Annotated in this window: 29 protein-coding genes and 1 tRNA gene; 18 read left to right on the forward strand and 12 right to left on the reverse strand. The window is 40.2% G+C overall.

Annotated elements, in window-relative coordinates; translation table 11 throughout:
* Window positions 1–585: 585 nt before the first annotated feature.
* The 11 genes from ABR397_RS17440 to ABR397_RS17490 all read right to left on the reverse strand — a co-directional run bounded on the left by ABR397_RS17440 (window position 586) and on the right by ABR397_RS17490 (window position 7,303).
* Window positions 586–688, reverse strand: a tRNA-OTHER gene (locus ABR397_RS17440).
* 2 nt (window positions 689–690) lie between these two features.
* Window positions 691–1,875 (reverse strand): site-specific integrase, encoded by a 1,185-nt coding sequence (locus tag ABR397_RS17445; RefSeq protein ID WP_054480590.1) that lies wholly within the window; start codon window positions 1,873–1,875, stop codon window positions 691–693.
* On the reverse strand, window positions 1,827–2,042 hold the full coding sequence (locus ABR397_RS17450) for a hypothetical protein (RefSeq protein ID WP_046975048.1): 216 nt from the start codon (window positions 2,040–2,042) through the stop codon (window positions 1,827–1,829). Before ABR397_RS17450 ends, ABR397_RS17445 begins: the two co-directional genes overlap by 49 nt.
* Before the next feature lie 4 nt (window positions 2,043–2,046).
* On the reverse strand, window positions 2,047–2,217 hold the full coding sequence (locus tag ABR397_RS17455; RefSeq protein WP_011147665.1) for a hypothetical protein: 171 nt from the start codon (window positions 2,215–2,217) through the stop codon (window positions 2,047–2,049).
* 569 nt (window positions 2,218–2,786) lie between these two features.
* Window positions 2,787–2,975, reverse strand: coding sequence for a hypothetical protein (locus ABR397_RS17460; protein WP_040149348.1), 189 nt, complete (start codon window positions 2,973–2,975; stop codon window positions 2,787–2,789).
* 51 nt (window positions 2,976–3,026) lie between these two features.
* Complete coding sequence (locus tag ABR397_RS17465) at window positions 3,027–3,524, reverse strand: siphovirus Gp157 family protein (RefSeq protein ID WP_054480588.1); 498 nt, start codon at window positions 3,522–3,524, stop codon at window positions 3,027–3,029.
* The gene (locus tag ABR397_RS17470; RefSeq protein WP_350306878.1) at window positions 3,521–5,281 is read right to left on the reverse strand and encodes a hypothetical protein; all 1,761 of its coding nucleotides are present in this window, start codon (window positions 5,279–5,281) and stop codon (window positions 3,521–3,523) included. The genes ABR397_RS17465 and ABR397_RS17470 overlap by 4 nt, the downstream gene beginning before the upstream one ends.
* 13 nt (window positions 5,282–5,294) lie before the next feature.
* Window positions 5,295–5,546 carry a hypothetical protein gene (locus tag ABR397_RS17475; protein ID WP_105399809.1) on the reverse strand — a complete coding sequence of 84 codons (252 nt, stop codon included), beginning with the start codon at window positions 5,544–5,546 and terminating at the stop codon, window positions 5,295–5,297.
* Window positions 5,547–5,561: 15 nt separating this feature from the next.
* Window positions 5,562–5,906, reverse strand: coding sequence for a hypothetical protein (locus ABR397_RS17480; RefSeq protein ID WP_046975050.1), 345 nt, complete (start codon window positions 5,904–5,906; stop codon window positions 5,562–5,564).
* Between the two features lie 364 nt (window positions 5,907–6,270).
* Window positions 6,271–6,414, reverse strand: coding sequence for a hypothetical protein (locus ABR397_RS17485; RefSeq protein WP_161804243.1), 144 nt, complete (start codon window positions 6,412–6,414; stop codon window positions 6,271–6,273).
* 517 nt (window positions 6,415–6,931) lie between these two features.
* Entirely contained in the window at window positions 6,932–7,303 is a 372-nt protein-coding gene (locus ABR397_RS17490; protein ID WP_011147658.1) for a hypothetical protein, read from the reverse strand.
* A gap of 140 nt (window positions 7,304–7,443) precedes the next feature.
* Here ABR397_RS17490 and ABR397_RS17495 point away from each other — a divergent pair, with 140 nt between their 5' ends.
* The 13 genes from ABR397_RS17495 to ABR397_RS17555 all read left to right on the forward strand — a co-directional run bounded on the left by ABR397_RS17495 (window position 7,444) and on the right by ABR397_RS17555 (window position 16,481).
* Window positions 7,444–7,671 (forward strand): transcriptional regulator, encoded by a 228-nt coding sequence (locus ABR397_RS17495; protein ID WP_041380257.1) that lies wholly within the window; start codon window positions 7,444–7,446, stop codon window positions 7,669–7,671.
* Between the two features lie 57 nt (window positions 7,672–7,728).
* On the forward strand, window positions 7,729–8,178 hold the full coding sequence (locus ABR397_RS17500) for a toxin YdaT family protein (RefSeq protein WP_046975051.1): 450 nt from the start codon (window positions 7,729–7,731) through the stop codon (window positions 8,176–8,178).
* Between the two features lie 14 nt (window positions 8,179–8,192).
* Complete coding sequence (locus tag ABR397_RS17505; protein ID WP_011147655.1) at window positions 8,193–8,417, forward strand: hypothetical protein; 225 nt, start codon at window positions 8,193–8,195, stop codon at window positions 8,415–8,417.
* A gap of 2 nt (window positions 8,418–8,419) precedes the next feature.
* Complete coding sequence (locus ABR397_RS17510) at window positions 8,420–9,172, forward strand: helix-turn-helix domain-containing protein (protein WP_214086142.1); 753 nt, start codon at window positions 8,420–8,422, stop codon at window positions 9,170–9,172.
* An 8-nt stretch (window positions 9,173–9,180) separates the two neighbouring features.
* Window positions 9,181–9,765: an ATP-binding protein gene (locus ABR397_RS17515; protein WP_011147653.1), complete on the forward strand. Its 585-nt coding sequence runs from the start codon at window positions 9,181–9,183 to the stop codon at window positions 9,763–9,765.
* A 1-nt stretch (window position 9,766) separates the two neighbouring features.
* Entirely contained in the window at window positions 9,767–11,134 is a 1,368-nt protein-coding gene (locus tag ABR397_RS17520) for a replicative DNA helicase (protein ID WP_350306879.1), read from the forward strand.
* A gap of 426 nt (window positions 11,135–11,560) precedes the next feature.
* Window positions 11,561–12,232, forward strand: a complete 672-nt coding sequence (locus ABR397_RS17525) for a hypothetical protein (protein ID WP_046975052.1) — start codon at window positions 11,561–11,563, stop codon at window positions 12,230–12,232.
* 15 nt (window positions 12,233–12,247) lie between these two features.
* Window positions 12,248–13,447 carry a helix-turn-helix domain-containing protein gene (locus tag ABR397_RS17530; protein WP_046975053.1) on the forward strand — a complete coding sequence of 400 codons (1,200 nt, stop codon included), beginning with the start codon at window positions 12,248–12,250 and terminating at the stop codon, window positions 13,445–13,447.
* 100 nt (window positions 13,448–13,547) lie between these two features.
* The gene (locus ABR397_RS17535; RefSeq protein ID WP_011147649.1) at window positions 13,548–14,141 is read left to right on the forward strand and encodes a DUF1367 family protein; all 594 of its coding nucleotides are present in this window, start codon (window positions 13,548–13,550) and stop codon (window positions 14,139–14,141) included.
* A gap of 15 nt (window positions 14,142–14,156) precedes the next feature.
* A complete protein-coding gene (locus tag ABR397_RS17540) occupies window positions 14,157–14,417 on the forward strand; it encodes a hypothetical protein (protein ID WP_242685645.1) in 261 nt (86 codons plus the stop codon).
* Between the two features lie 24 nt (window positions 14,418–14,441).
* Window positions 14,442–14,957 (forward strand): antiterminator Q family protein, encoded by a 516-nt coding sequence (locus ABR397_RS17545; RefSeq protein WP_054480583.1) that lies wholly within the window; start codon window positions 14,442–14,444, stop codon window positions 14,955–14,957.
* A gap of 179 nt (window positions 14,958–15,136) precedes the next feature.
* On the forward strand, window positions 15,137–15,337 hold the full coding sequence (locus ABR397_RS17550; RefSeq protein ID WP_011147645.1) for a hypothetical protein: 201 nt from the start codon (window positions 15,137–15,139) through the stop codon (window positions 15,335–15,337).
* 100 nt (window positions 15,338–15,437) lie between these two features.
* Complete coding sequence (locus ABR397_RS17555; protein WP_350306880.1) at window positions 15,438–16,481, forward strand: DNA-methyltransferase; 1,044 nt, start codon at window positions 15,438–15,440, stop codon at window positions 16,479–16,481.
* A 44-nt stretch (window positions 16,482–16,525) separates the two neighbouring features.
* Here ABR397_RS17555 and ABR397_RS17560 read toward each other — a convergent pair whose 3' ends face one another.
* Window positions 16,526–16,927: a YjaA family stress response protein gene (locus tag ABR397_RS17560; RefSeq protein WP_046397427.1), complete on the reverse strand. Its 402-nt coding sequence runs from the start codon at window positions 16,925–16,927 to the stop codon at window positions 16,526–16,528.
* A gap of 160 nt (window positions 16,928–17,087) precedes the next feature.
* On the opposite strand from ABR397_RS17560, the gene ABR397_RS17565 reads away from it, so the two are divergent.
* The 5 genes from ABR397_RS17565 (at window position 17,088) to ABR397_RS17585 (ending at window position 19,950) form a co-directional block, all read left to right on the forward strand.
* Window positions 17,088–17,270, forward strand: a complete 183-nt coding sequence (locus tag ABR397_RS17565; protein WP_011147597.1) for a phage holin family protein — start codon at window positions 17,088–17,090, stop codon at window positions 17,268–17,270.
* Window positions 17,254–17,790: a lysozyme gene (locus tag ABR397_RS17570; protein WP_054480082.1), complete on the forward strand. Its 537-nt coding sequence runs from the start codon at window positions 17,254–17,256 to the stop codon at window positions 17,788–17,790. The genes ABR397_RS17565 and ABR397_RS17570 overlap by 17 nt, the downstream gene beginning before the upstream one ends.
* Window positions 17,791–17,882: 92 nt before the next feature.
* Entirely contained in the window at window positions 17,883–18,332 is a 450-nt protein-coding gene (locus ABR397_RS17575; RefSeq protein WP_054480116.1) for a lysis protein, read from the forward strand.
* 116 nt (window positions 18,333–18,448) lie between these two features.
* Complete coding sequence (locus tag ABR397_RS17580) at window positions 18,449–19,216, forward strand: protein kinase domain-containing protein (protein ID WP_054480083.1); 768 nt, start codon at window positions 18,449–18,451, stop codon at window positions 19,214–19,216.
* Window positions 19,213–19,950 (forward strand): PP2C family protein-serine/threonine phosphatase, encoded by a 738-nt coding sequence (locus ABR397_RS17585; protein ID WP_054480084.1) that lies wholly within the window; start codon window positions 19,213–19,215, stop codon window positions 19,948–19,950. Before ABR397_RS17580 ends, ABR397_RS17585 begins: the two co-directional genes overlap by 4 nt.
* Window positions 19,951–20,218: the final 268 nt, after the last annotated feature.

The following is a 20,218-nucleotide window of genomic DNA, read 5'->3' on the forward strand; positions in this document are numbered from 1 at the left end:
GCTGCGCTTATGACGAAATAAATGAACTTATGGCGAAAACGGCACTACACCGCACCCGCCTGCACGCTTTGGATCAAAAAATTTTTTCAGTTTTAAAATCCTACAAGGCAAGCTGCCAAACCGTGCCAGCACTGGCGAAGTGAGAGGAATCACAAACTGAAATGATTGAAAAGATTTTCAGGAAATTTCAGTTTTTGGATCAAAAGAGGATCACGGAAAAATCCCAATGCATTGATATTAAATGAAAATTGTATTTTACGTGAAAAATAAGCTCACAAAGAAAAGCCGTGCTTTATCATAGAAATCAAATAGGGCGCGGCTTTACAGGATATACAGAACTGAAATTGTTTTCTCCTTTTACATTATGACAAGGAAGAAAGTGAAAGTATTAGTTAACGTACTTTTAATTCATTAATAAGCGTAAGGCTACGTTCAAGCATCTTAAGTAGTTTCAGTGATGAACCAGAAGGAATGCGGCGGTGCAGGTAGTGTCCATTGATGCCCATAAAAATAAAATGAGTGGACGCAAAGTGGACATTGGACAAACAAAAAGGGCTACACCTTAGTGTAACCCCTTGATTTATTTGGTGGAGCTGGCGGGAGTTGAACCCGCGTTAATTGTTTTGCATCTTATTGTTATAAATAATATTTTTATGAAATATCTTCGCTGCGTATCCTTTGCAGCTCCTTTCATGTCCCACCACTGACCTGTTTGGGTTTGTATGTGCTGCCGTCATAGTCTTTCAGATATGATCCATAATGTCTGAAAAGCATCTCTGGGCCTTTATGTCCCATTTGAGCGGCAAGCCAGAAAAGATTAACTCCCTGGCTAATGTGTTTTGTTGCAAATGTGTGCCTTGTCTGATATGGGTTGCGATACCGAATTCCAGCCTTTCTCAGTGTAGGCACCCAGGCTTTTTTACGAATTGCATCTGCACCTGCCCAAGCCTCGCCTGTTTTAGGATCTTCAAATATCACGTTGCCTTTCATGAAAGTGAATGCCTTCTGATTTAATAGGGCCGACATAGCGTCAGTGTTCAGTTCGACTTTTCTGGTACCGGCTTTTGTCTTCGTTCCTTTTATTATTCCCACAACTTTTGCCGACTGGACATGTGCGGTTTTGCCAATAAAGTCGATATCTTGCCACCGAAGCGCACATAACTCGGAGCTTCTAAGTCCTGTATGTATCGCAAAAAGGAATAAATTTTCCCATTGCTTTTGTTTATTGCCTGCTGCTGACAGTAATGCAGTAACCTCGTTAGGAGATAGGGGGTCAACAATATATTCGCTATCATTTTCTATTCGTTCAGTTTGATACCGTGATGCTGTGACTAAATTCACAGGATTCATACTAATCAGGCAATCAGTAACTGCTTCATCTATGGCGCTTCGTAAAAATGACAGATTGTTCCTGATTGTTTTCAGAGCAGTTGATCGTTTTTGAATCCAAGTTTTTAATATTGCTGGTGTTAACTCTATAACGGGAATTTTATGTAATTCAGATAGAGCAGTTTTACATTTTTTATATCCATTAATTGTGGATGGTGATAAATTTCGGGTTTCACAGATTTTTAAATACTCATCTAAATAATCTTTTATTGTTCTACCTTTATTGACATTTCCGAATATTTTTAGACGTGATGAATTAGGGAAAAATTCAGCATAAATAAAAATATCCCGTTCAATTTTATTGTATATTTCGCCGAGTTTACGCTCGGCATATTTAATATTTTTGGGCGTCACTTCCAGATTTGAGAGGGGTTCTCGGCATTTAACCCCCTTATATGTAAAAGAGATATTTATAGTTTCACCAGAACGATGTTTCCTTACTGTAATGCCTCTGGGCAATTTGCTATACTGTTTTTCCTGGCCCACTTAGCTACCTCATTTAAATCAATCCAGCGTTCCTTAACACCTTCAACTTTCAGTACATGTACGCCATCAAGCCAAACACCGCGCTGAATGCGTTTATTAATTGCATCAACTGTTTCCCCTGTTGCATAGCAATAAGTGGATATGGGAACACATTCAATATTTACCATTTATTTACCTCACATGGTTTTGCCTCATCATTGATATAATGATCAGATCAACGGCAGCACAAACACGGGTAATATCACCTTGATTGCAAGATGTATTTTTGACACTGGCTGCTAATCTTCCCAATTTGATATCGAAGTTGGTTAATAACTGTTGTCCTGGTTGCCAGGGTTGCATGATGGTTCTCCGGTCAATGGATTTACCATCATGCTATTCATTGTGTTACCTGATTTCTGATTAAGCTTAATCAGTTTTGAGTGTGAATTATGGCCTCAATGGGTAAACACTCAAAAATTCCAGGGCCTTGCATCCCCATATCTGCTATGCAATTTTTTTCATCCTGGTAAATATGGCCGTAAGGAATGTACTGGCAGTTTATCGAAGAACATACAAGTAGAAACAGACCGTATATCATTTTCGGTCCCTCATTTTCTCGATAGCTTGAGAATTGGATACTGGAACTATTTTAACGTCAAATGGGAAATCATAGAGTACATTACAACTCCTATCGATAATGATGATCCCATTGCGACCATCAGGTAGCGTTAATTTAACAATTTCATTTTTGCTGTGTGAATGTCTTAACATTGGTCTGTCTCTTTTAATTTACCTTCAATTTCGCATTCTGCTGCATGTTTTTTATCTAATAGACACATGACGAGAAATACAAACGTAAATTCTACATGCTTGTCGGATTTATTTTTTGACATTACCCACTTGTGTTAATTTAAGGTAATGCTAAATATCTAATGGAGGTAATATTGGTTATTTCCAGTTAATTCATTTTCCATTGAGGCCAGTAATTTATTTTTTAATTGAGCAATGATTTTCTTTTCTTCATCTGTAATATCTTGACTTTCTCCTGTTATCCATTCTACTTGGTATTTATTTAGGTTTTCATCAAATGAGATAATGATTTCTAATCGTGCAGCCATAAATCACTCCATATTATTTATTGCCCCAGTATTTGTGGGATGTAATGAATATTAACGTACTTGCAGGCTTCTCTGGCCGATTTCAATATGAGCTCCCGGTATATTGATACCGTTTTCAATAGCTTCTTTGATGGCTTTTTTGTCCGGGGCGGTAATTGTCTGCACATCAACTAACTCATCAGGTAATTTTGACTCATCATCAATGATGACATTCATAATACCTTTTCTGGCTGTGAACGTGTTTCTGGTAGTTCGTAGTGAATCCATGCCGGCTTTCAGTAAACAGTCCAGCGCATACTTTTTTAGGTTTTTTACTTGCCTTTCGAATGATTTTTTACGGTCAGTGAGTCGCTTAGACTCATCCGCAAGAATCTTGGCTTGGCCTTCTATATTGCGAACATGGATCATGATAGCGTCAAGTTTATCACCGATAGTACATTCGATACTTTCAAGTGTATCGGCGATATCTTCTGGCGAGAACTCGCCGGTTTCTACCAACTGTTGTAATTTTTCATAATCTGCTGCTAATGCAATTGCGGTTGTGGTCATTGGTTTGCCTCTTTTAATTGAGTTAAACATTCTTTCTCTATTTCATTCAAGCGACGCAGACGACCGGATAAGTACTTTTCATAATCCTTGTCTCCTTTGGCCTTGGAATTGCCTAAATGAATGCTTAATTCACGGATAAGGGTAGATGCTATACCGCGAATTTCATTTTTGCTGACAGCGGTGCGCATAGTTTCTGTATTACGGGTGAACTTATCGTCTAGTTCCTTGCGTAATCTGACTAGATCCTCGGCCTTATCACTGGCGGCCTTGATTTCAAATTCAATATTATTGTCAGCCAGATATTCAGGGTTGTCATGCATACCCATAAATACATCAGCAGAAAATCCAAGCATCGATAACGCTTTCTTTATAGCATCGGTGAGTGATTTCTTGATGGCCTCTCCATCTGTTTTAATTCCATATTTGGTTCTGTACATGTATGGTGTCGCACCATAACTTTCAATTTCAGCACAAATGTCACATTCAACCAGATACCAAAAGAGAATTTTGATAGAGTGATTTTGTTCACATATTAATGTGCCGTCAGAATCACGTAAGAATCGGCTCCCAATTTGTTTATTTTTGTCGTCATAGATAGATTCTGACATGGGTGCACCATTGATCAGTTTTTCTTCTGTGACATTACAGCCCCATCCATAACCGAATGGTCCGAATAGTTCTGTTGCCCGCATAAACATATAGTTACTGTTTATGCTTGTACCATTGAACCCCATTCCCTCCAATGGTTTTGTAAAGTGGGGATCGGTACGTTGGACAGCCTTCCAGATACGGAGATTAGTTTGCTGTTCATTGCCTTGTGCCTTGATAGTTTCTTCCAGCAAATTGGCCCGATGTTGGAAGTTATCATCATTGGTGCTCAGGGTGGCGACAGGAGGCAATGAGGTGACTTCATCATCCGCCGTAGTGTTGTCTTGTGCAGTCTCTTCTACTGCTTTGTCCTCTTTGGTTTGCTTGGTTTTTCTGGTCTTGAGAGACTTGGCTTCGCTTTTTTTCTCCTTAACCTGTAGCGCTGCCTGTTGGGTTTCAACTTCATCTGGAGTGACATCTGTTATTGAGGCTTCTGATGTTGACACCGAATAATTGGAAACCTTGGGTTTCTCTTCTGGTAATTCAACGGGTATGTCGGTATCACTTAAAGTACAGTTTAAGAATTCCTTAATAGCGACGGCATCGGTCAGAAATTCAGGGTGGTGTTTACCTTCACGTACGACTCTGAAAAGCGTTTCCCGTGGAATGGACAGAGCGTCGGTTCTGATACGAAATGCGGTAGACCACTGCCGCCATGCTTCATTGTTATTTGTTATCAGTTGCTTAGCTTCTTTCATACTGTGTGACATAATCGCCCAGCAATGAAAGTCACCGTCTAGTAATGCCAGTGCAATTTCCAGATCTAACGTGGCGTAAGTGTGATTAAAATCACGTGTAGTAATAGATGGGTTTTTCTTTGGTTCGAGCGTTCTAGCCTGCCATGTGGTGCCGTTGAACTCGTATTCAGTAGCAAATTTTTCATCAAATTTACCAATTGGTGGGCGAGGGAAACCTTGTATATCTTTACAAATAATCGGTTTTGATGTGTTGAAGTTGCTCATATCGTCCGCGTACTCTTCCCCAAGGTAAACAATGGCCATAGCTTTAGCCATTTTTTCGGAATTGGCTTCGAGTGCAATTGCAAGTGGTACGGCTCCATTTTTTTGAGCTTTTTTTGTCGGCTCAAAGACACAGATATATGTGAACATTGGTCTTGCCTCTTTAATAAATTGCTTTTTTTGCCAATCTTATTGCTGCCTTAATCCCGGCTTTTGGCATTTTGACTTTTGGATATAATCCCTTGACAGCATTTGAATAAACCATTCCTGTCGTTGGGTAATATTCAACTCGCCTTTTGCCACCGATAATAGATATATGCATAGTTGCGTTTGTTGTATCGCTATTATTTTCATGCTCAATAGCAATTAAACCATTATCTAGGATTAAATTAATTACATCATTTATGTTTTTCATAAATACACCTGAGCCTTAATCAGGTATTTTTTCATCAGATTTAGACATTGGTTTTTCTTCAATGCATAACAATGATTGAATATGGCCCTCAAGTTCAGAGGCTTTAGCATGAGCTTCCGCAAGAACTTTATTTTGTTCTTTCTTTAGAGTATCAATTTGTGAGTTTATAAAGTCTGGACGACTAATATTTGGATATGGGATTTCTATATCATGAATAGTGACAACTGTACCAAAGATCGATGCATTTCCGTGTTTACTTGCGTCATGTGGTAAGACTGTGATGTTCATTTTTCGTGAAATATTATTTTCGATAGCGTGAACATAGAGCTTTACTTGTATTGTTTCTTGTTGTGCTTTCATAGCAACTCCTGATATATTGTTAGCGATCAATGATGGAAATCATTGGTCTTGCCTCTTCTAACGAGTTGGTCCTCGTTAGTAGAAACTCCCGGTTAGCTTTGGTCGGCGATCCGGGGTAAAAGAACCCGCCACTTCGGTGGGTTTTTTTACATCTGTTGATTCTTAGTTTTTCCCCATATTGGTATTAGTTGGTACGGATTGATCAACGATAAATACCATTCAGAGGTTATGGTTTTAATAAATGTTTCAAACAGACCGATGAATTGGCCTAATTTGATATTCTGCATATCATTACACATAAGAACTGTTGTTCGATTGGTTAATGTGCGGGTCTTTCCCCGCCGTCCGTTGATTCACGCAGTTTCTAAGAAACCCGGCAAGAAGAACCGTAACGCATCAACTGCCAGTGTTTTTGTACCATTCCCACCGCTGGCTGGGGAATCCTGGTGTTGGTTGATCTTTCCTGTTCCACTTTCTGGTAAATACAGTTGTTATATGTGGTAATCATGGCAGGTCACATTGAACCCTGCTCTTCTCCTCCCTCATGACAATTGAAACTGTAAATTCGGTTTTGAACACTTAACCTAAACGGCCGCTGTGCCGTGCTACTGATTAGCAAATCATCTACCTCTTCGTATGTCGGTAGCGACTACTGCGTGGGCGTCCTGCCTGTTTGCTGTTGAAATTGAGTTTAGTAATTGATAAACGAAAAGTAAAGTAAAAATTAAATAATAAGAAGGGCTTATCAAAGTGTTAAGTTTAACCATTTGATTTATTTTAATTTTTATATTTATTTCAAGGTGTGAACTGAATGAATTTTCCCTTGGTGATAGCACTGTGAAATAGGATGGCTAAGATAGTTTTAGAGATTTGCTATGCATATAGCATGATAGTTTTTGGGTGTTGGCTGAAGGTTAATTAATTTTTGGATTGGGTGATTGAGGTTAACGGTTTATTCCGTAGGGTTCAGGGTAAGATGAAAATCTTATTGATAAATAAGAAAAAAGTCGATTGGCGACTTTTTTCTATGCTTTCTTTTGCCTCTTTTTATGTAATAATTCTTCTAGTAAATTATCATAATGCCGTTTTTTATCTTCAAGATTTTTTATTAGATCATCGGCATCACTATCTGGCAGTTCGTCGAATAGCTCTAGAAGAACTTTTTGCTTAGGAGTCAATGTTACTTGTAGTGGATTTCCTAATTGGTGGGTGTTTGTATCGGCGTCTAAATAACCATCTGGCATTCGATAGTCTTGTTCTAAACGTCTCGCGGCTTTTTCGCCGAAAGATGCTTTACCATTCATAAGCTGTGACAAATAACTCTTCTCTTTTTCAGGAAGAGTTTTATCGGAAAACCAATCTCTTAGGCGTTGTTGCCTGATGTTCTTCATGCTCATTTTATTTATAAGAACCTATATATCTAGGGATTTCACTATTTTTCTACCAGTTAAATTGTGATTAGTATTCACTAAATAAGCAAATGCTTGACAAATGTTTAGTATTTATTAAACTTTCTGTATTTCTAAAAGGGGTAGTTATGAAACTAAATGATTACATTTCTAATTTAAAGCGAGGTGAAGCCAAACTTCTTGCTGAGAAGCTTGGGGTATCCAGTTCCTATTTATCGCAAATGGCACATGGTTATGCTCCAGTTCCTCCCGCCAGATGTTTTGATATAGAAAATGCAACCAATGGAAAAGTGACAAGACAAGATCTTCGTCCCCATGACTGGCAGAAAATATGGCCTGAAATAAATGCTAACTGAGCAGTCAGTATAAAAACTGATTCTCAATAATCAATATTGCGACAGGAGACGTAAACAGTGGAACAAAACATCAACGCCCTGAAAGCCGAAGTTGAGGCGTGGGCGGCAGAGAAGGGGCAGGAGTATGTAGCAATCGAAATAAGCCGAATGTACTTCTTGCTTTGTGAAAGAACGGTATCAGCCAAGTTGCATCCCATTGAAATAAATGGGAATGCTAATTGGAAAGCTATCAATAACAACAGGCAGCAAATTTTCAGGTGGTTGCGCAGTGATTCAAGGGCTGCACGAAGAAAAGTATCAGAGTTGTTACCCGCTATCCAATCAGCCCTTCCACTTGAACGCAAAGCCAGAGTTAACGGTGAAACAACTAATTATTTGATATCTGTTGCGATTCGTGAATTTACGGCGGTGATAATTGCAATCCTATTGGGAGGTTTAGGAGGTAGTGACGTATCACAACAAATAACCGTTGCGATATCAGCACTGAATGCTTTGACAAACGTTTAAAAGAGGCAAGACCAATGCTTAAAACCATAGAAAAGATCACCTATTGTAATAAGTTTCGTCTGAATGGTGAGCTTGTAACTATAGAACAAATCTCAGAAATTTATGAAGGATGTAGAGAAGCTGAGTTAAATATCTGGGAACAGTATGAACGGCAAAAGGCCAAATTGCTGGAGGAGTCTCTTACCTTTGAACGGTGTAAGTCAGTTTGCCGTCAGATTGCTAAAATACTTGGAGCTTGATTATGAGTATGTCATTGATGGTAAAAGCTATGAGTATCAAAGTTGGTAATCCTCTTCGTAAATTGGTACTGATTAAGTTGGCTGATAACGCTAATGACCAGGGAGAGTGCTGGCCGTCAGTTGCTTACATTGCTGAACAATGCGAAATATCAGAACGTTCTGTTCAAAATCACATTAAGCAATTGGTAAAAGATGGCATTGTCTGTGTTGCAGAACGGAAGACACAAAATGGACTGAATCAATCAAATGTCTATTTCCTGAATCTGGATAAATCCAGTCATGGTTATAGTGAAAATGTTGCACCATATGGTGCATCTCTTGCACCCAGTGGTGCAAATTCTGCGGGGGTTAGTGGTGCAGGAGATGCACCCAGAACCAGTCACCCTTTTGAACCAGTCACGGAACCTAAAACCCCCCTTACCCCCCGTAAGGGGAAACGGGAGAAATTAAAATTCGATCCCATCACGGCAAAGCCTAAAAACGTTAGCGATGAAGTATGGGCTGATTGGGTCACTTTTCGGCTAGAAATTAAAAAGCCGCTGACAGAAACCATGTGTAAGCAGCAAGAGAAAAAACTAGCAGATTGCACGAATCCTGATTCAGTGATTTGCACGTCAATTGCGAATGGGTGGCAAGGGTTGTTTCCTGAAAAGTCTCAAAACATCAAACCTAAATTTACTCAAAATACGCATACAGGCTATGAGGGTATAACCTACGAACCACAGGATTCTTATTGGTCAGAAAATATTGATTAGGGGGAGAAATGAACTCTAATAGCTTACTTGACAGTATCAACATTGCCCCACGTTTTGAACATGCCAGCTTTGAAAATTATCAGCCTATAAACAAAGCTGCTCAACATAATCTGAAGATCTGCCAAAGTTATGTTCAGACTTGGAAAGAACGCAAAGTTGCGGGTGAGGGGATCATCATGTGTGGCCGTCTTGGTACCGGGAAAACTCATCTGGCTGTTGCGACATGCCGTGAAATAGTCACTCAGAACGGTATCAGTGCGTTTATTACAACCGCATCACGTATTATCAGGGCATTTCGTCGTTCATGGAGTAATGATGCTGACACCAACGAGTTCGAGACACTGAGGTTTTACAGTGAGTTGGATTTGCTGATCATCGATGAGATTGGCGTTCAATACGGCACTGAATCAGAGCGAAATATCTTGTTTGAGGTGATTAATAACCGATATGAAGATTTATTACCAACGATCCTGATCAGTAATTTGCCAATGAATGACCTGCCGGTGTTTTTAGGGGACCGAGTATTAGATCGTGTGTTACAGGGTGGGGTAGTGTTGGCTTTTGACTGGGATAGTTACCGGAGGGGGCAGTAGTATGAATGAGCTCAATCTAGAGTCTGCGGTTATAAGCGGATTGTTGTCAGGTGGTGCAACGCAGGATGCTTATGATGTTTTTGCAACGTTGTCAGAAGAGGCGTTTAGTTCAAGTTTTTTGCGTCGTGTCTACGTTGAAATCAAAAAACAAGCGTTCAGTAGTTCCCTGATTGATCCGATATTCATCGCTGAGGCTATGAGTGGAGATGGTAATACATTAGCTAATATCCTGGAGTTGAGTAAGAGTCCTGTTTGGAATGCAAACCTGAAAGGCTATGCCAATAAAGTTAGTGAATATTGGTATGTTCGGCGGGTTACAGCAGTGATCAACGCTGGCCAACAGGCGTTACTGGAAACTAAAAATCATACTCAAGCACAACATGTTATAACGGGCTTTATGTCCACTATGGGGGAGCTAATACGAGATACTGGCAACCTGGCTCCCGTGCACATCAAGACATTGATTGAAGGGTACATTGACATACTGGGGAGGCGTAACTTAGGTGAGGATAGTCGCGGTATGATTATGACAGGTATTGAGCCATTTGACTCGTTGACGGGGGGATTTAACCCAACTGATTTAATTCTCATCGGTGGTCGTCCCGGCATGGGCAAAACAGAACTGGCACTTTGCATGATTGAGGGTATGACTAGGAATGGAGGGGCGGTATTGCTGTTTTCAATGGAAATGGCAGCACAACAAATTACAGAACGTATAGTTGCTGGTTCTGCCCAGTTGTCAGTTTCGAAATTGAGACGTGGTGAATTTTATGATGAAGATTGGGCTCGTATATCTAACGCAATAAGCGAGTTAATAGATCGCGATATTCATATTCTTGATGCTAGTGAATTAAGCGCTGAACAGATATGTGCTATCAGTGAAACGCATAAGCGCAGGTACCCGAATCTGAAAGGTATTTTTGTTGATTATCTTGGGTTGATAGAAAGGCCCAAAGCCGAGCGTAATGACCTTGCTATCGCTCAAATATCCAGGGCCCTCAAGGGACTAGCTAAGCGATTGCATACACCTGTTACAGCATTGAGTCAGTTATCAAGAGACGTTGATAAACGGCCTATACATCAGCGTCGTCCTGTTGCAGCGGATTTACGAGACTCAGGTAGCCTAGAGCAAGATGCAGATCGAATTATTTTTACTTATCGTGATGTTGTTTATAACCCACTAAGTCCAGCCAGAAATTATGCCGAGATTATTTTGGATAAGAATCGTCACGGTGAAACCGGAACCATATTCCAGGAATTTAAAAACGGGCATTACTTACCAACTGATCAAATTGTTGCTGCTGAAATATGTCGTACACAGCAACAGGCTAAACAAAAAGAGCGCCGATACGCAGACAAAGCATTTTAACTAAAGACCAAAAGAGGCAGATCAAAATGACCATAAACAGTAAACTGATTTTATTAGATAATTTGGGTAGTTATGAATTATCCCGTTTTGGGTGCAGTGCTGAAAGCATCGTTATCTTACAAATTTAGACTTAAAAGCTAGTCGATTCAACGTAAACGCCAGCAGGATGCTGGCTTTACCAAAATTGCTGGCGGATAACTAGGAGCTGGAGATGCTGAAGCGCAATTGTACTCTTCGAAGGCGGGAGAAAGCCTTTCTGTAGCTGAATATTGTTTTTCTAGTGAAGTGGCCTGATGGAACACACTGGGATGGTATAAGAGTTGAAGTTGTATTTGTAACGTACAAATTACATATCAAGTATATTGCTTGCGTTCAAAACGAAAAAAAAATACCATAAAATCTGCTTAACGCAATCAGGGTATCTAAATGAGCATTAACGACACACAAAGTGATATTACCGATTTGATAATAAACGCTTTCAGGCGTGATTTTTGGCTTAACGTACAAGATGCATTATATGCTAAGTATGCTGCAGCACAGGAAGTAACTGTAGGCAATATATTAAAACTTGGTGAACCGGAGCAACGTAGATTTAGGCCTCAGGCTAGGCACTATGGCCTTAATTCAGCATTGAGGGAGGCCGCAAGTCGCTCTGGTTATCTTTGTTACGATGCTGATACATCCCCGAAAGGGGAGCATTACATTATTATCGATTCAGAAGGTGTTAAAATTAGCCGTATTGGGTTAAATCACGATGAGCGCCATATAAGAGGTGCTAAACATCGTTCATTGATAGCTCAATTGAATGAAAAATTTGAAGGCTATACCCCAGATCTTTTTAGAGAAGAAGATAGTAAACATCATAATGACATTGATACGTTAGGTGTGTTGTTAATAAATATTAATCCACCATATCATGAATCTCAGGCCAGCATGATGGATTTAAGGATTGTGGTTCCTTTTACCAATATGAAAGGTTTTCACTATAATAAATCTGTAACGGAGCTTTTAGCCCTCTATACTGGAGAGAAGAAGATAGTCATTCCTGATATGGTTTTACCTAAGCTCAAGAAGCGCCTGAAGGATCAGGAAAAATAGAATAGGTGAGACATTATGAGAGTGGGAATTTCTGGTTTCCAATCTGAAAGGTTGACACAGATAAGAGAAGCGAGGGGATTATCGAAAATTAACCTTGGTAGGTTAGTAGATCGTTCGCCATCAACTATTACCAAATGGGAAAACGGTAATCATTCCCCCGATGCAGAAGTATTGCATAGCTTAAGTCAGATTCTTAATTGCCCGGTAAGTTGGTTCACAAAGCCTATTGTTAAGTACGAAAAAAAACCAGTATTCTTCCGAACACTTTCAACCACGGCAAAAGACTTATGTATCGCCTCAGAGCGATACATGGGGTGGTTTCAAGAGTTATCATGTAAGATGCAAGAATATCTTGATTATCCAGAGGTTAACATTCCTCATCTTAACGTAAAGGATTACAGAGCGATAGATGATCAATTGATTGAAAGAATGGCTTTTGAGTGTAGGAAAGCTTGGGGATTAGGTATTGCACCGATAGATGATCTATTACTGGTAATGGAGAATGCGGGGATAGTCTGTTCCAGATTTGAACAAGGTAGTTCTGTAATGGATGGCTATTCTCAATGGAATGATTTAGAGAATAGACCGTATGTGGTTTTAGCTAGTGATAAAGATAACTATTATCGTAGTCGATTTGATGCTGCTCATGAATTAGGTCATATAGTCTTACATCGATATATAAATAAATTTGATAATATCAATTTTAATCCAATAGAAGAGCAAGCACATAAGTTTGCGTCGAGTTTCATGCTGCCGGAAGAGTCATTTTCTGTAGAGCTTCCTCCATATCCTACATTACAGAATTTCATATCTCTAAAAAATCGCTGGGGGATGTCGGCACAATCTATGATCCTTAGAGCGAGAAATTTAGAATTAATATCTTCTCTGGAATATCAGAGGTTATATAAAAATATTTCTGCTAGAGGTTGGCGAAAAGGAGAGCCGCTTGATGATCTTAGAAAACCAGAGTCGGTTCGTTTGTTACCTAGGTGCTTAAATCTATTATTGGATTCTAGAACTTTTAGTAAAAAAACACTTCTTGAGGAATTTGGTTTCCCAAAAGGAGATTTAGAGGATTTATGTTCAGTTCCTAAGGGATTCTTGTCAGAATCACAGGTACTTGATTTCCAATCCAGAATACAATTGAAGAATAGTATTAATATATCTACTACACAACAAGATACAAACGTCGTCAATTTATTTAATAGAAAGTAAAATTGGGAATTAATACTAACACCTGTTATTCTGTTCGTATCGGCCTGAACATCTGATAACCTAAACAAAAGCTGCTGTGTCATAACTTTGAGGATAAGTAATGACGCAGCATAGTTTTATCAAAATTTCGAATGACACCCTGAGACCTGCGACTCCCGCAGCCAGGGAATACCTACACTCCAAAGTGAAGTGGGGCGATGTGCTCTATGCGGATTTTAAGAAAGCACGTAACCCGCGTTTCCATCGTAAATATTTTGCCCTTCTGAATCTCGGCTATGAATACTGGGAACCTGCTGGGGGTACCATTTCCCCGGAAGAGAAAGCGCTTGTGCGTGGCTACGTACAATTTCTTGCACACTTCGCGGGCAGTGAAGATGTCTTACAATCCGCTGCGGATGAATATCTTGCTGGCATATCTAAAAACCGAGCCCAGAATATTACTGCCACTAAATCCTTTGATGCCTTTCGGCGCTGGGCAACAGTGGAATCAGGGCACTATGACATTTACGAAATGCCCAACGGCAGTCTGTACCGTGAACCTCGTTCAGTCAGTTTCGCCAAAATGGAAGAGATGGAATTTCAGGAACTTTATAAAGATACATTAAACGTGCTTTGGAACTTTATTTTGTATCGCAATTTCCCGACCCGAAACGCCGCTGAACATGCAGCTTCTCAGTTGTCCGATTTTATGTAATGAGAGGCAGAGCCAATGGCTAAAAGTGAAAAACAGTGGCTTTCTAATGTGACATTACTGGGATGTATCTGTTGTCGGAATATGGGGTTGGGAGTAATACTTGCGGAAATTCATCATGTGAGAGCGGTACAAGATATGGCCCAAAGGGCTGCTCATTTCTCCATTCTGCTGCATCCTCGCTATCATCGAGCGTTTGCATCCCACGGGCTTTCATGCGGCACCGAAGACATGGCAAGCAATCCACAGTATGGCAACGGAACTATTGCCCCAAGTTAAAAGGGAAGTTGGAGAGGTACGGTTATGTCGGGTGTGATATTTTCAACGGATGGGCTGCAATTGACTCAGGCACAAGAAATTTGGTTGCAGGACTGGTTATCCAAGTTCGGTGCATGGGTGTATTCTGGCAGGCTTGATAAACGTCAGAGCAGTATGATTGCTGAGCTTATGGCGACGGTAGAGCTGAGAGGTTATCCAGAACGTCCGATATGCAATGATGATGACGGAATGTTAATCGCTAGGGTAGTAGACCATATTTACCACATTGATCGGGTTGCATTTGGGATGTTGCTTAGTCGATATGTTTATTGTGTATCTGATAGAGCAATTGCCAAACATTATCATGCAACGGTTCAGCCAAGAATTATGATCCGCAGAAATGGTATGTTGCGTAAGCGAAAGCCATCAATGTCAACTTGTCGGCGTGAGGTTGAGGAAATATTAAGAGCAACGGAATATTTGATTTGTCAACCATTGCAAGATGCCTTTATAAGACGGGAACAGGAAAGAAAATCAAGACTTTTGTCACGAACGTGTTGACATCTTTGAACTTATGAGCCACTATTTCAGTATATGTTGTGATAGTAGTATTCGTGACTGATAGCCTCGCCCAGTGCGGGGGTTTTTATTGCCTGAAATTCAGATAAAACTTGCTGTTGTCATTGGTCAGAGTTACATGTGTGTCTATGCACAATAACTGACCAAAGGTTTAAATTATCATGCTAAAACATGAAGATATGACAACAACAGCCTCATGTGTTTTAGAAACAGTACCAATGTATGACTGGGTTTCTATTCCCGATGTTTCAACTCTGACGGGGCTATCAACACCGCGTTGCCAATTACTTTTAACTCAATTTTGTCTGGCTGGCTTGATGGAAAGCCGGGACAACGACACCTTTTTCAAGCGTTGCCTTTGATGGGGTGACTTCTTAAGCGGTGAAATGGATGGCTGGTGGAGTTGACGACACCAGCCATTCGCCTGTTCTGTGCTAACCAGAGAGTAAGCTAGTATCGATTATGGAAAATATTGTGAATTTAAGTGGTATCACATTAATTAATGACGACTCTCTACGATTTATCAAAACGTTACCAGACAACTGCATAGACTTAATCGCCACCGATCCCCCCTATTTTCGGGTAAAAGAGTGTGGTTGGGACAGACAATGGGAGGATGTAACGGCTTATCTTGCGTGGCTGGATGAAGTACTGACTGAATTCTGGCGTGTGCTGAAACCCAACGGCAGTTTGTATATATTTTGTGGTTCGCGTTTGGCGTCTGATACGGAAATCCTTGTTCGTGAACGGTTCAATGTGCTTAACCACATTATCTGGGCAAAACCTTCTGGTCCGTGGCGCAGGCAGAATAAAGAAAGTTTAAGGGCTTATTTCCCTTCTACTGAACGGATCATATTTGCTGAACATTATCAGGGGCCTTATCAACCTAAAGGTGATGGGTATTTCCACAAATGCCGCGAACTTAAGCAATATGTCTTTAAACCGCTTGTGGACTACTTTCGCAATGCACGAAAGGTGTTGGGTGTCACAGCAAAAGAAATTAACGCTGCCACAGGAAAACAGATGGCCAGTCACTGGTTCAGTGATAGCCAGTGGCAATTACCCAATGAAGTGGATTACCAAAAACTGCGGATATTGTTCGCTCGAATAGCCAGAGAAAAACACCAGAACGGAGAATTAAACAGGCCATATCATGAGTTAGTAGAATCTCATCTTACTTTGTCACGCCAATATGAGGAATTGAGTCTGGAATATGGGCTGCTGCGCCGTCCGTTCTCGGTGACGGTAGATGTGCCTTATACTGATGTCTGGTCTTTTCCACCTGTTCAGTATTACCCAGGTAAACATCCTTGCGAAAAGCCGGCAGACTTGATGGCGCATATTATCCGATCCAGTAGTCGGGAAGGGGATTTGGTGGCGGACTTCTTTATGGGATCGGGCTCAACACTAAAAGCGGCACTGAAGCTGAATCGTAGGGTCTTGGGTGTAGAATTGGAAGAAGAGTACTTTAACCAAACTAAGCGGGAAATTGGGGTAATAATATGAATAACTACCTCGTTGCGGTGGAGGGGTTATTTGAGTTTCTCTCATTAGTTATTATGGCCAAATAGTGAATTGTTGGATAGTATTTGGCGGATTTCATTGTCAGAAAGTGGTTGTAATCTCGGTGAACAGAGATTAACTTTTTGACTTGAAGTAATGCTCTTAGCGAGATCTATATAAGCTCTAAATTCAACTTGGCTGTGTCCACCTTCATTCATTTCCATCGGCTGAATAATCACATGATGGTTTGACAAAAAAAAGTTATACCAAGTATTTTTTCTCACTTTCTTTATTAATTTTTTAAGCAAAAACATTGCAGGTATCATTTGCCCTAGTAATAAACGAGATGTGGTAAAGGGAGTGTCGGGGGTACCAGAGACTTCTTTACCAGTGCTGACGTTGCGAACAACAATTTTATTAATATATAGTCGTATGTAAATTAAGCTCATAAAAATGTGTATGTCAGGTAATTCAAATTTGTTGCAAGTATACGTTCTTCTCTTAATGCAGTGAAGTCTGATGCTTATTGAGTCTTTTAAATCAATACAGGGCAAATCAGCCCAAGTAATTAAATTAACTAAATGATCACTCCATCAGTGGGATGGAATTATGCGTATGGACAAATACACCAGCCCCACTGCATACACTTGGGGCACATTTACAGCAATGCTTGGTGCTCTGTCGCTGAACGACTGGGCCATCATTATTGGCATTATCTGCACTGTTGGCACCTTTGGGGTCAACTGGTACTACAAGCATCGGGAGCTTAGCCGCAATGACAAAGACCAGTAAGTTAAGTGCTGTGGTTATCGGTCTGGTTCTCTCTGGTGCAGGTGCCACGGCGATATTGTCTCAGTTCTTGGACGAGAAAGAGGGTAACCGGCTATCAGCGTATCAAGATGCGGGGGGAGTCTGGACAATCTGCCGAGGTGTTACTTGGATTGATGGAACTCCCGCTCGTCAGGGGATGAGGTTAATGCCGAATCAGTGCCGTGACCTCAATGCACAAGAAGCAAAGCAGGCTATTGCATGGGCAAAACGCAATGTGCGGGTGCCATTAACTGAACCTCAGATAGCAGGTATTGCCAGCTTTTGCCCATATAACATTGGCCCATCGAAATGCTTCTCTTCCACATTCTATAGAAAGCTGAATGCCGGAGATAAGAAAGGCGCTTGTGCTGAGATAAAACGTTGGGTATTTGATAATGGTCGAGACTGTCGACAGACCAAAGGGCAGGCAAACGGCTGTTATGGTCAAGTTGAGCGACGTGCCCAGGAATCGGAATTAACTTGCTGGGGGCTGGATGAATAGACATTCGTTGGCCAGGATATTGTTTCTGTTTGGTTTTGTTCTTACTTTGATAGGTAAAGATGGATGGGGTTGGTTTCTGGGGTATTGTTGCTATGAAATTTAACTTTCATTACTACACGATACTAGCGTTGATCCTTATTTCATTGACAGCGTATTGTTATCACTCTGAGTTACAGAAAGAGCAGCATATTACAAAACAGCGGCAATCAGAAATCCAACAGCTTACGGATGCGCTTAATTATCAAAATTCACACATCACTATGTTGCGCGAGCTTGATGTGAAACACACTCAGGAACTTGCTAATGCCAAATCTGAAATTGATGTTCTTCGCAATGATGTTGCTGCCGGTCGTCGCAAGTTGCGCATCGCGGCAACCTGTAGTCAAAGTGAAACCGGTTCCTCCGGCAGAGTGGGCCATGCAACCACCGTCGAACTCACTGAAGAAGCTGGATCAACTGTTCTCGATATCAGAGAAGGCATTATCAACGACCAGGCAAAATTAAGATATTTGCAAGAGTATATTAGTCAATGTCTTAATTAATTTAAATTTTAATAGTTTTAATAGTTTTAATAGTTTTAATAGGAAAATATAGGACATATTCCTCTTTGCTTGTAGATTTTGATTTGTAGAAAGGCAAAATACGCAAAGGATAAAATATGGAAAGACGAGGTAATTATTTTATAAATCCGGTACGACAGATTGGGCGTGGAGCTTTCGGCTATGTGGAAGAGGTTGAACTCTACAGCCTTGATAATAATAAGTGTGGTAACTACGCTAGGAAAACGTTATCAGTCAATGAAGACCTGCTTAAAGGTTTCACGCTCGACGAGTGGAAGCGCAGATTTCGGAGAGAAGCCATGTATCAGGCTTCTTGCTGCCATTCAAATGTGGCTCCAATTTACATTCACCAATTATCCACTGATAAACCTTGGTTTATTACTGGGCTTGCAGAGAATGACTTAAATAGTGAACTTAGTATGGGGCTACTCCGAGTATCAGAAAAATTAAGCATTATAAAAATGATACTCGAAGGGATTAAGTATATGCATGTGAGAAAAAGATACTTGCACCGTGATTTAAAGCCAGCGAACATCCTTAAATTCTCTGATGGTTTCTACAAGGTTTCTGATTTTGGTCTTGTAAAGAATTCAAATAAAGAAGCTGAATCTGAGGTATTGAGTCATATTGGGGCTGCAATGGGAACTCGTAAGTATATGGCACCTGAGGTCCATAATGGATTTTATGATGAAAAAACAGACATCTATGCTCTCGGTGTAGTAATCGGTGAGTTTGGAATCAGTCAATTAAAAGGGATAGATGATTTTATTCATAAAAGCACAGCACATAAACCTGCAATGAGGTATAACTCAATTGAGGACATGTTAAGTGATTTCGAGAAAATCATTAAGGAGAATAATCAATGATTACCTTATTGAACTGCGGCCTATTCTCGTTGGGAAAAAACGCTATACGAGGTAATCAAGACTCTATTATGCCACCCAAGATTGTAGGTAATGGATATATTATGGCTGTGGCTGATGGTGTTGGGGCATATGAAGGTGCGCAGGAGGCTTCACAAACGTCCATTAATTATCTTTCAAGCTTTGTTATTGAAGATGATTTAAATATGAATTTAATATTTTCTTCGATAAAAAGAAAAGTAGCTAAGTTATCTGAAAATAATTCAAGTTTCCATAGAGCGGCGACAACACTTACATTTTGCTACGTTCGCGAAGATAGTATACATATTGGGCATGTAGGAGATACAAGAATTTACGCAAGAAAAGGGAAAAAGCTTATTCAATTATCAACAGATCATACTCAGCATCAAGAACTGATTAATGAGGGGTTATTCACAAAGAAAGAATTGAAAGGCGTGAAGGGAAAAAATACTCTGACGTCGGCGCTTTCAAAGGTAATTGATCTTACCTATCAGGATCTTCATTACCCTCTCTCCGAATTTATTGATTATGAAGGTATATTAGACATATATATTATGTCGGATGGTGCACATCACTTCTGGGAAAAACGACCAAGGTTTTCAGATAATACCCTGTGTAATCCAGTGAGATTTGCATCAAGCTTACAAAGACGAATTGAAAAAGCTACACCAATTGACGATTATTCACTAGTGGCTGCCAGTTTTAAAATTTCGTAAATGATACAGTTTGCTTCGTTTTAGGTTAACTGTTCTATTTCTACCCCCCATTTTTTTGGGGGGGTAAGTCAGTGCAGCTAACTCATACCATCAGTTAACGCTGGTGGTTTTTTATATCCGCAACACTCAAACACTGCAAGTAACTAATTCAGAGCATTTTGCTGACAGAGTACTCGATAGTAGTTATTCAATCCGGTGTGATATTTAAAATGCCGGGGATTTATTAAACTGAAAAGAAGAATGTGCTGATTCCAACTGTTCTGTTTCT

Origin of the sequence: Photorhabdus viridis, assembly GCF_040256935.1 — a bacterium.
GTDB classification, from domain to species: domain Bacteria; phylum Pseudomonadota; class Gammaproteobacteria; order Enterobacterales; family Enterobacteriaceae; genus Photorhabdus; species Photorhabdus viridis.

Excerpts from the sequence above, each read along its gene's own strand:
- ABR397_RS17450 (WP_046975048.1), bottom strand. The coding sequence starts at position 2,042 with ATGGTAAATATTGAATGTGTTCCCATATCCACTTATTGCTATGCAACA.
- ABR397_RS17455 (WP_011147665.1), bottom strand. The coding sequence starts at position 2,217 with ATGCAACCCTGGCAACCAGGACAACAGTTATTAACCAACTTCGATATC.
- ABR397_RS17460 (WP_040149348.1), bottom strand. The coding sequence starts at position 2,975 with ATGGCTGCACGATTAGAAATCATTATCTCATTTGATGAAAACCTAAAT.
- ABR397_RS17465 (WP_054480588.1), bottom strand. The coding sequence starts at position 3,524 with ATGACCACAACCGCAATTGCATTAGCAGCAGATTATGAAAAATTACAA.
- ABR397_RS17470 (WP_350306878.1), bottom strand. The coding sequence starts at position 5,281 with ATGTTCACATATATCTGTGTCTTTGAGCCGACAAAAAAAGCTCAAAAA.
- ABR397_RS17475 (WP_105399809.1), bottom strand. The coding sequence starts at position 5,546 with ATGAAAAACATAAATGATGTAATTAATTTAATCCTAGATAATGGTTTA.
- ABR397_RS17480 (WP_046975050.1), bottom strand. The coding sequence starts at position 5,906 with ATGAAAGCACAACAAGAAACAATACAAGTAAAGCTCTATGTTCACGCT.
- ABR397_RS17485 (WP_161804243.1), bottom strand. The coding sequence starts at position 6,414 with ATGATTACCACATATAACAACTGTATTTACCAGAAAGTGGAACAGGAA.
- ABR397_RS17490 (WP_011147658.1), bottom strand. The coding sequence starts at position 7,303 with ATGAGCATGAAGAACATCAGGCAACAACGCCTAAGAGATTGGTTTTCC.
- ABR397_RS17495 (WP_041380257.1), top strand. The coding sequence starts at position 7,444 with ATGAAACTAAATGATTACATTTCTAATTTAAAGCGAGGTGAAGCCAAA.
- ABR397_RS17505 (WP_011147655.1), top strand. The coding sequence starts at position 8,193 with ATGCTTAAAACCATAGAAAAGATCACCTATTGTAATAAGTTTCGTCTG.
- ABR397_RS17510 (WP_214086142.1), top strand. The coding sequence starts at position 8,420 with ATGAGTATGTCATTGATGGTAAAAGCTATGAGTATCAAAGTTGGTAAT.
- ABR397_RS17515 (WP_011147653.1), top strand. The coding sequence starts at position 9,181 with ATGAACTCTAATAGCTTACTTGACAGTATCAACATTGCCCCACGTTTT.
- ABR397_RS17520 (WP_350306879.1), top strand. The coding sequence starts at position 9,767 with ATGAATGAGCTCAATCTAGAGTCTGCGGTTATAAGCGGATTGTTGTCA.
- ABR397_RS17525 (WP_046975052.1), top strand. The coding sequence starts at position 11,561 with ATGAGCATTAACGACACACAAAGTGATATTACCGATTTGATAATAAAC.
- ABR397_RS17530 (WP_046975053.1), top strand. The coding sequence starts at position 12,248 with ATGAGAGTGGGAATTTCTGGTTTCCAATCTGAAAGGTTGACACAGATA.
- ABR397_RS17535 (WP_011147649.1), top strand. The coding sequence starts at position 13,548 with ATGACGCAGCATAGTTTTATCAAAATTTCGAATGACACCCTGAGACCT.
- ABR397_RS17540 (WP_242685645.1), top strand. The coding sequence starts at position 14,157 with ATGGCTAAAAGTGAAAAACAGTGGCTTTCTAATGTGACATTACTGGGA.
- ABR397_RS17545 (WP_054480583.1), top strand. The coding sequence starts at position 14,442 with ATGTCGGGTGTGATATTTTCAACGGATGGGCTGCAATTGACTCAGGCA.
- ABR397_RS17550 (WP_011147645.1), top strand. The coding sequence starts at position 15,137 with ATGCTAAAACATGAAGATATGACAACAACAGCCTCATGTGTTTTAGAA.
- ABR397_RS17555 (WP_350306880.1), top strand. The coding sequence starts at position 15,438 with ATGGAAAATATTGTGAATTTAAGTGGTATCACATTAATTAATGACGAC.
- ABR397_RS17560 (WP_046397427.1), bottom strand. The coding sequence starts at position 16,927 with ATGAGCTTAATTTACATACGACTATATATTAATAAAATTGTTGTTCGC.
- ABR397_RS17565 (WP_011147597.1), top strand. The coding sequence starts at position 17,088 with ATGCGTATGGACAAATACACCAGCCCCACTGCATACACTTGGGGCACA.
- ABR397_RS17570 (WP_054480082.1), top strand. The coding sequence starts at position 17,254 with ATGACAAAGACCAGTAAGTTAAGTGCTGTGGTTATCGGTCTGGTTCTC.
- ABR397_RS17575 (WP_054480116.1), top strand. The coding sequence starts at position 17,883 with ATGAAATTTAACTTTCATTACTACACGATACTAGCGTTGATCCTTATT.
- ABR397_RS17580 (WP_054480083.1), top strand. The coding sequence starts at position 18,449 with ATGGAAAGACGAGGTAATTATTTTATAAATCCGGTACGACAGATTGGG.
- ABR397_RS17585 (WP_054480084.1), top strand. The coding sequence starts at position 19,213 with ATGATTACCTTATTGAACTGCGGCCTATTCTCGTTGGGAAAAAACGCT.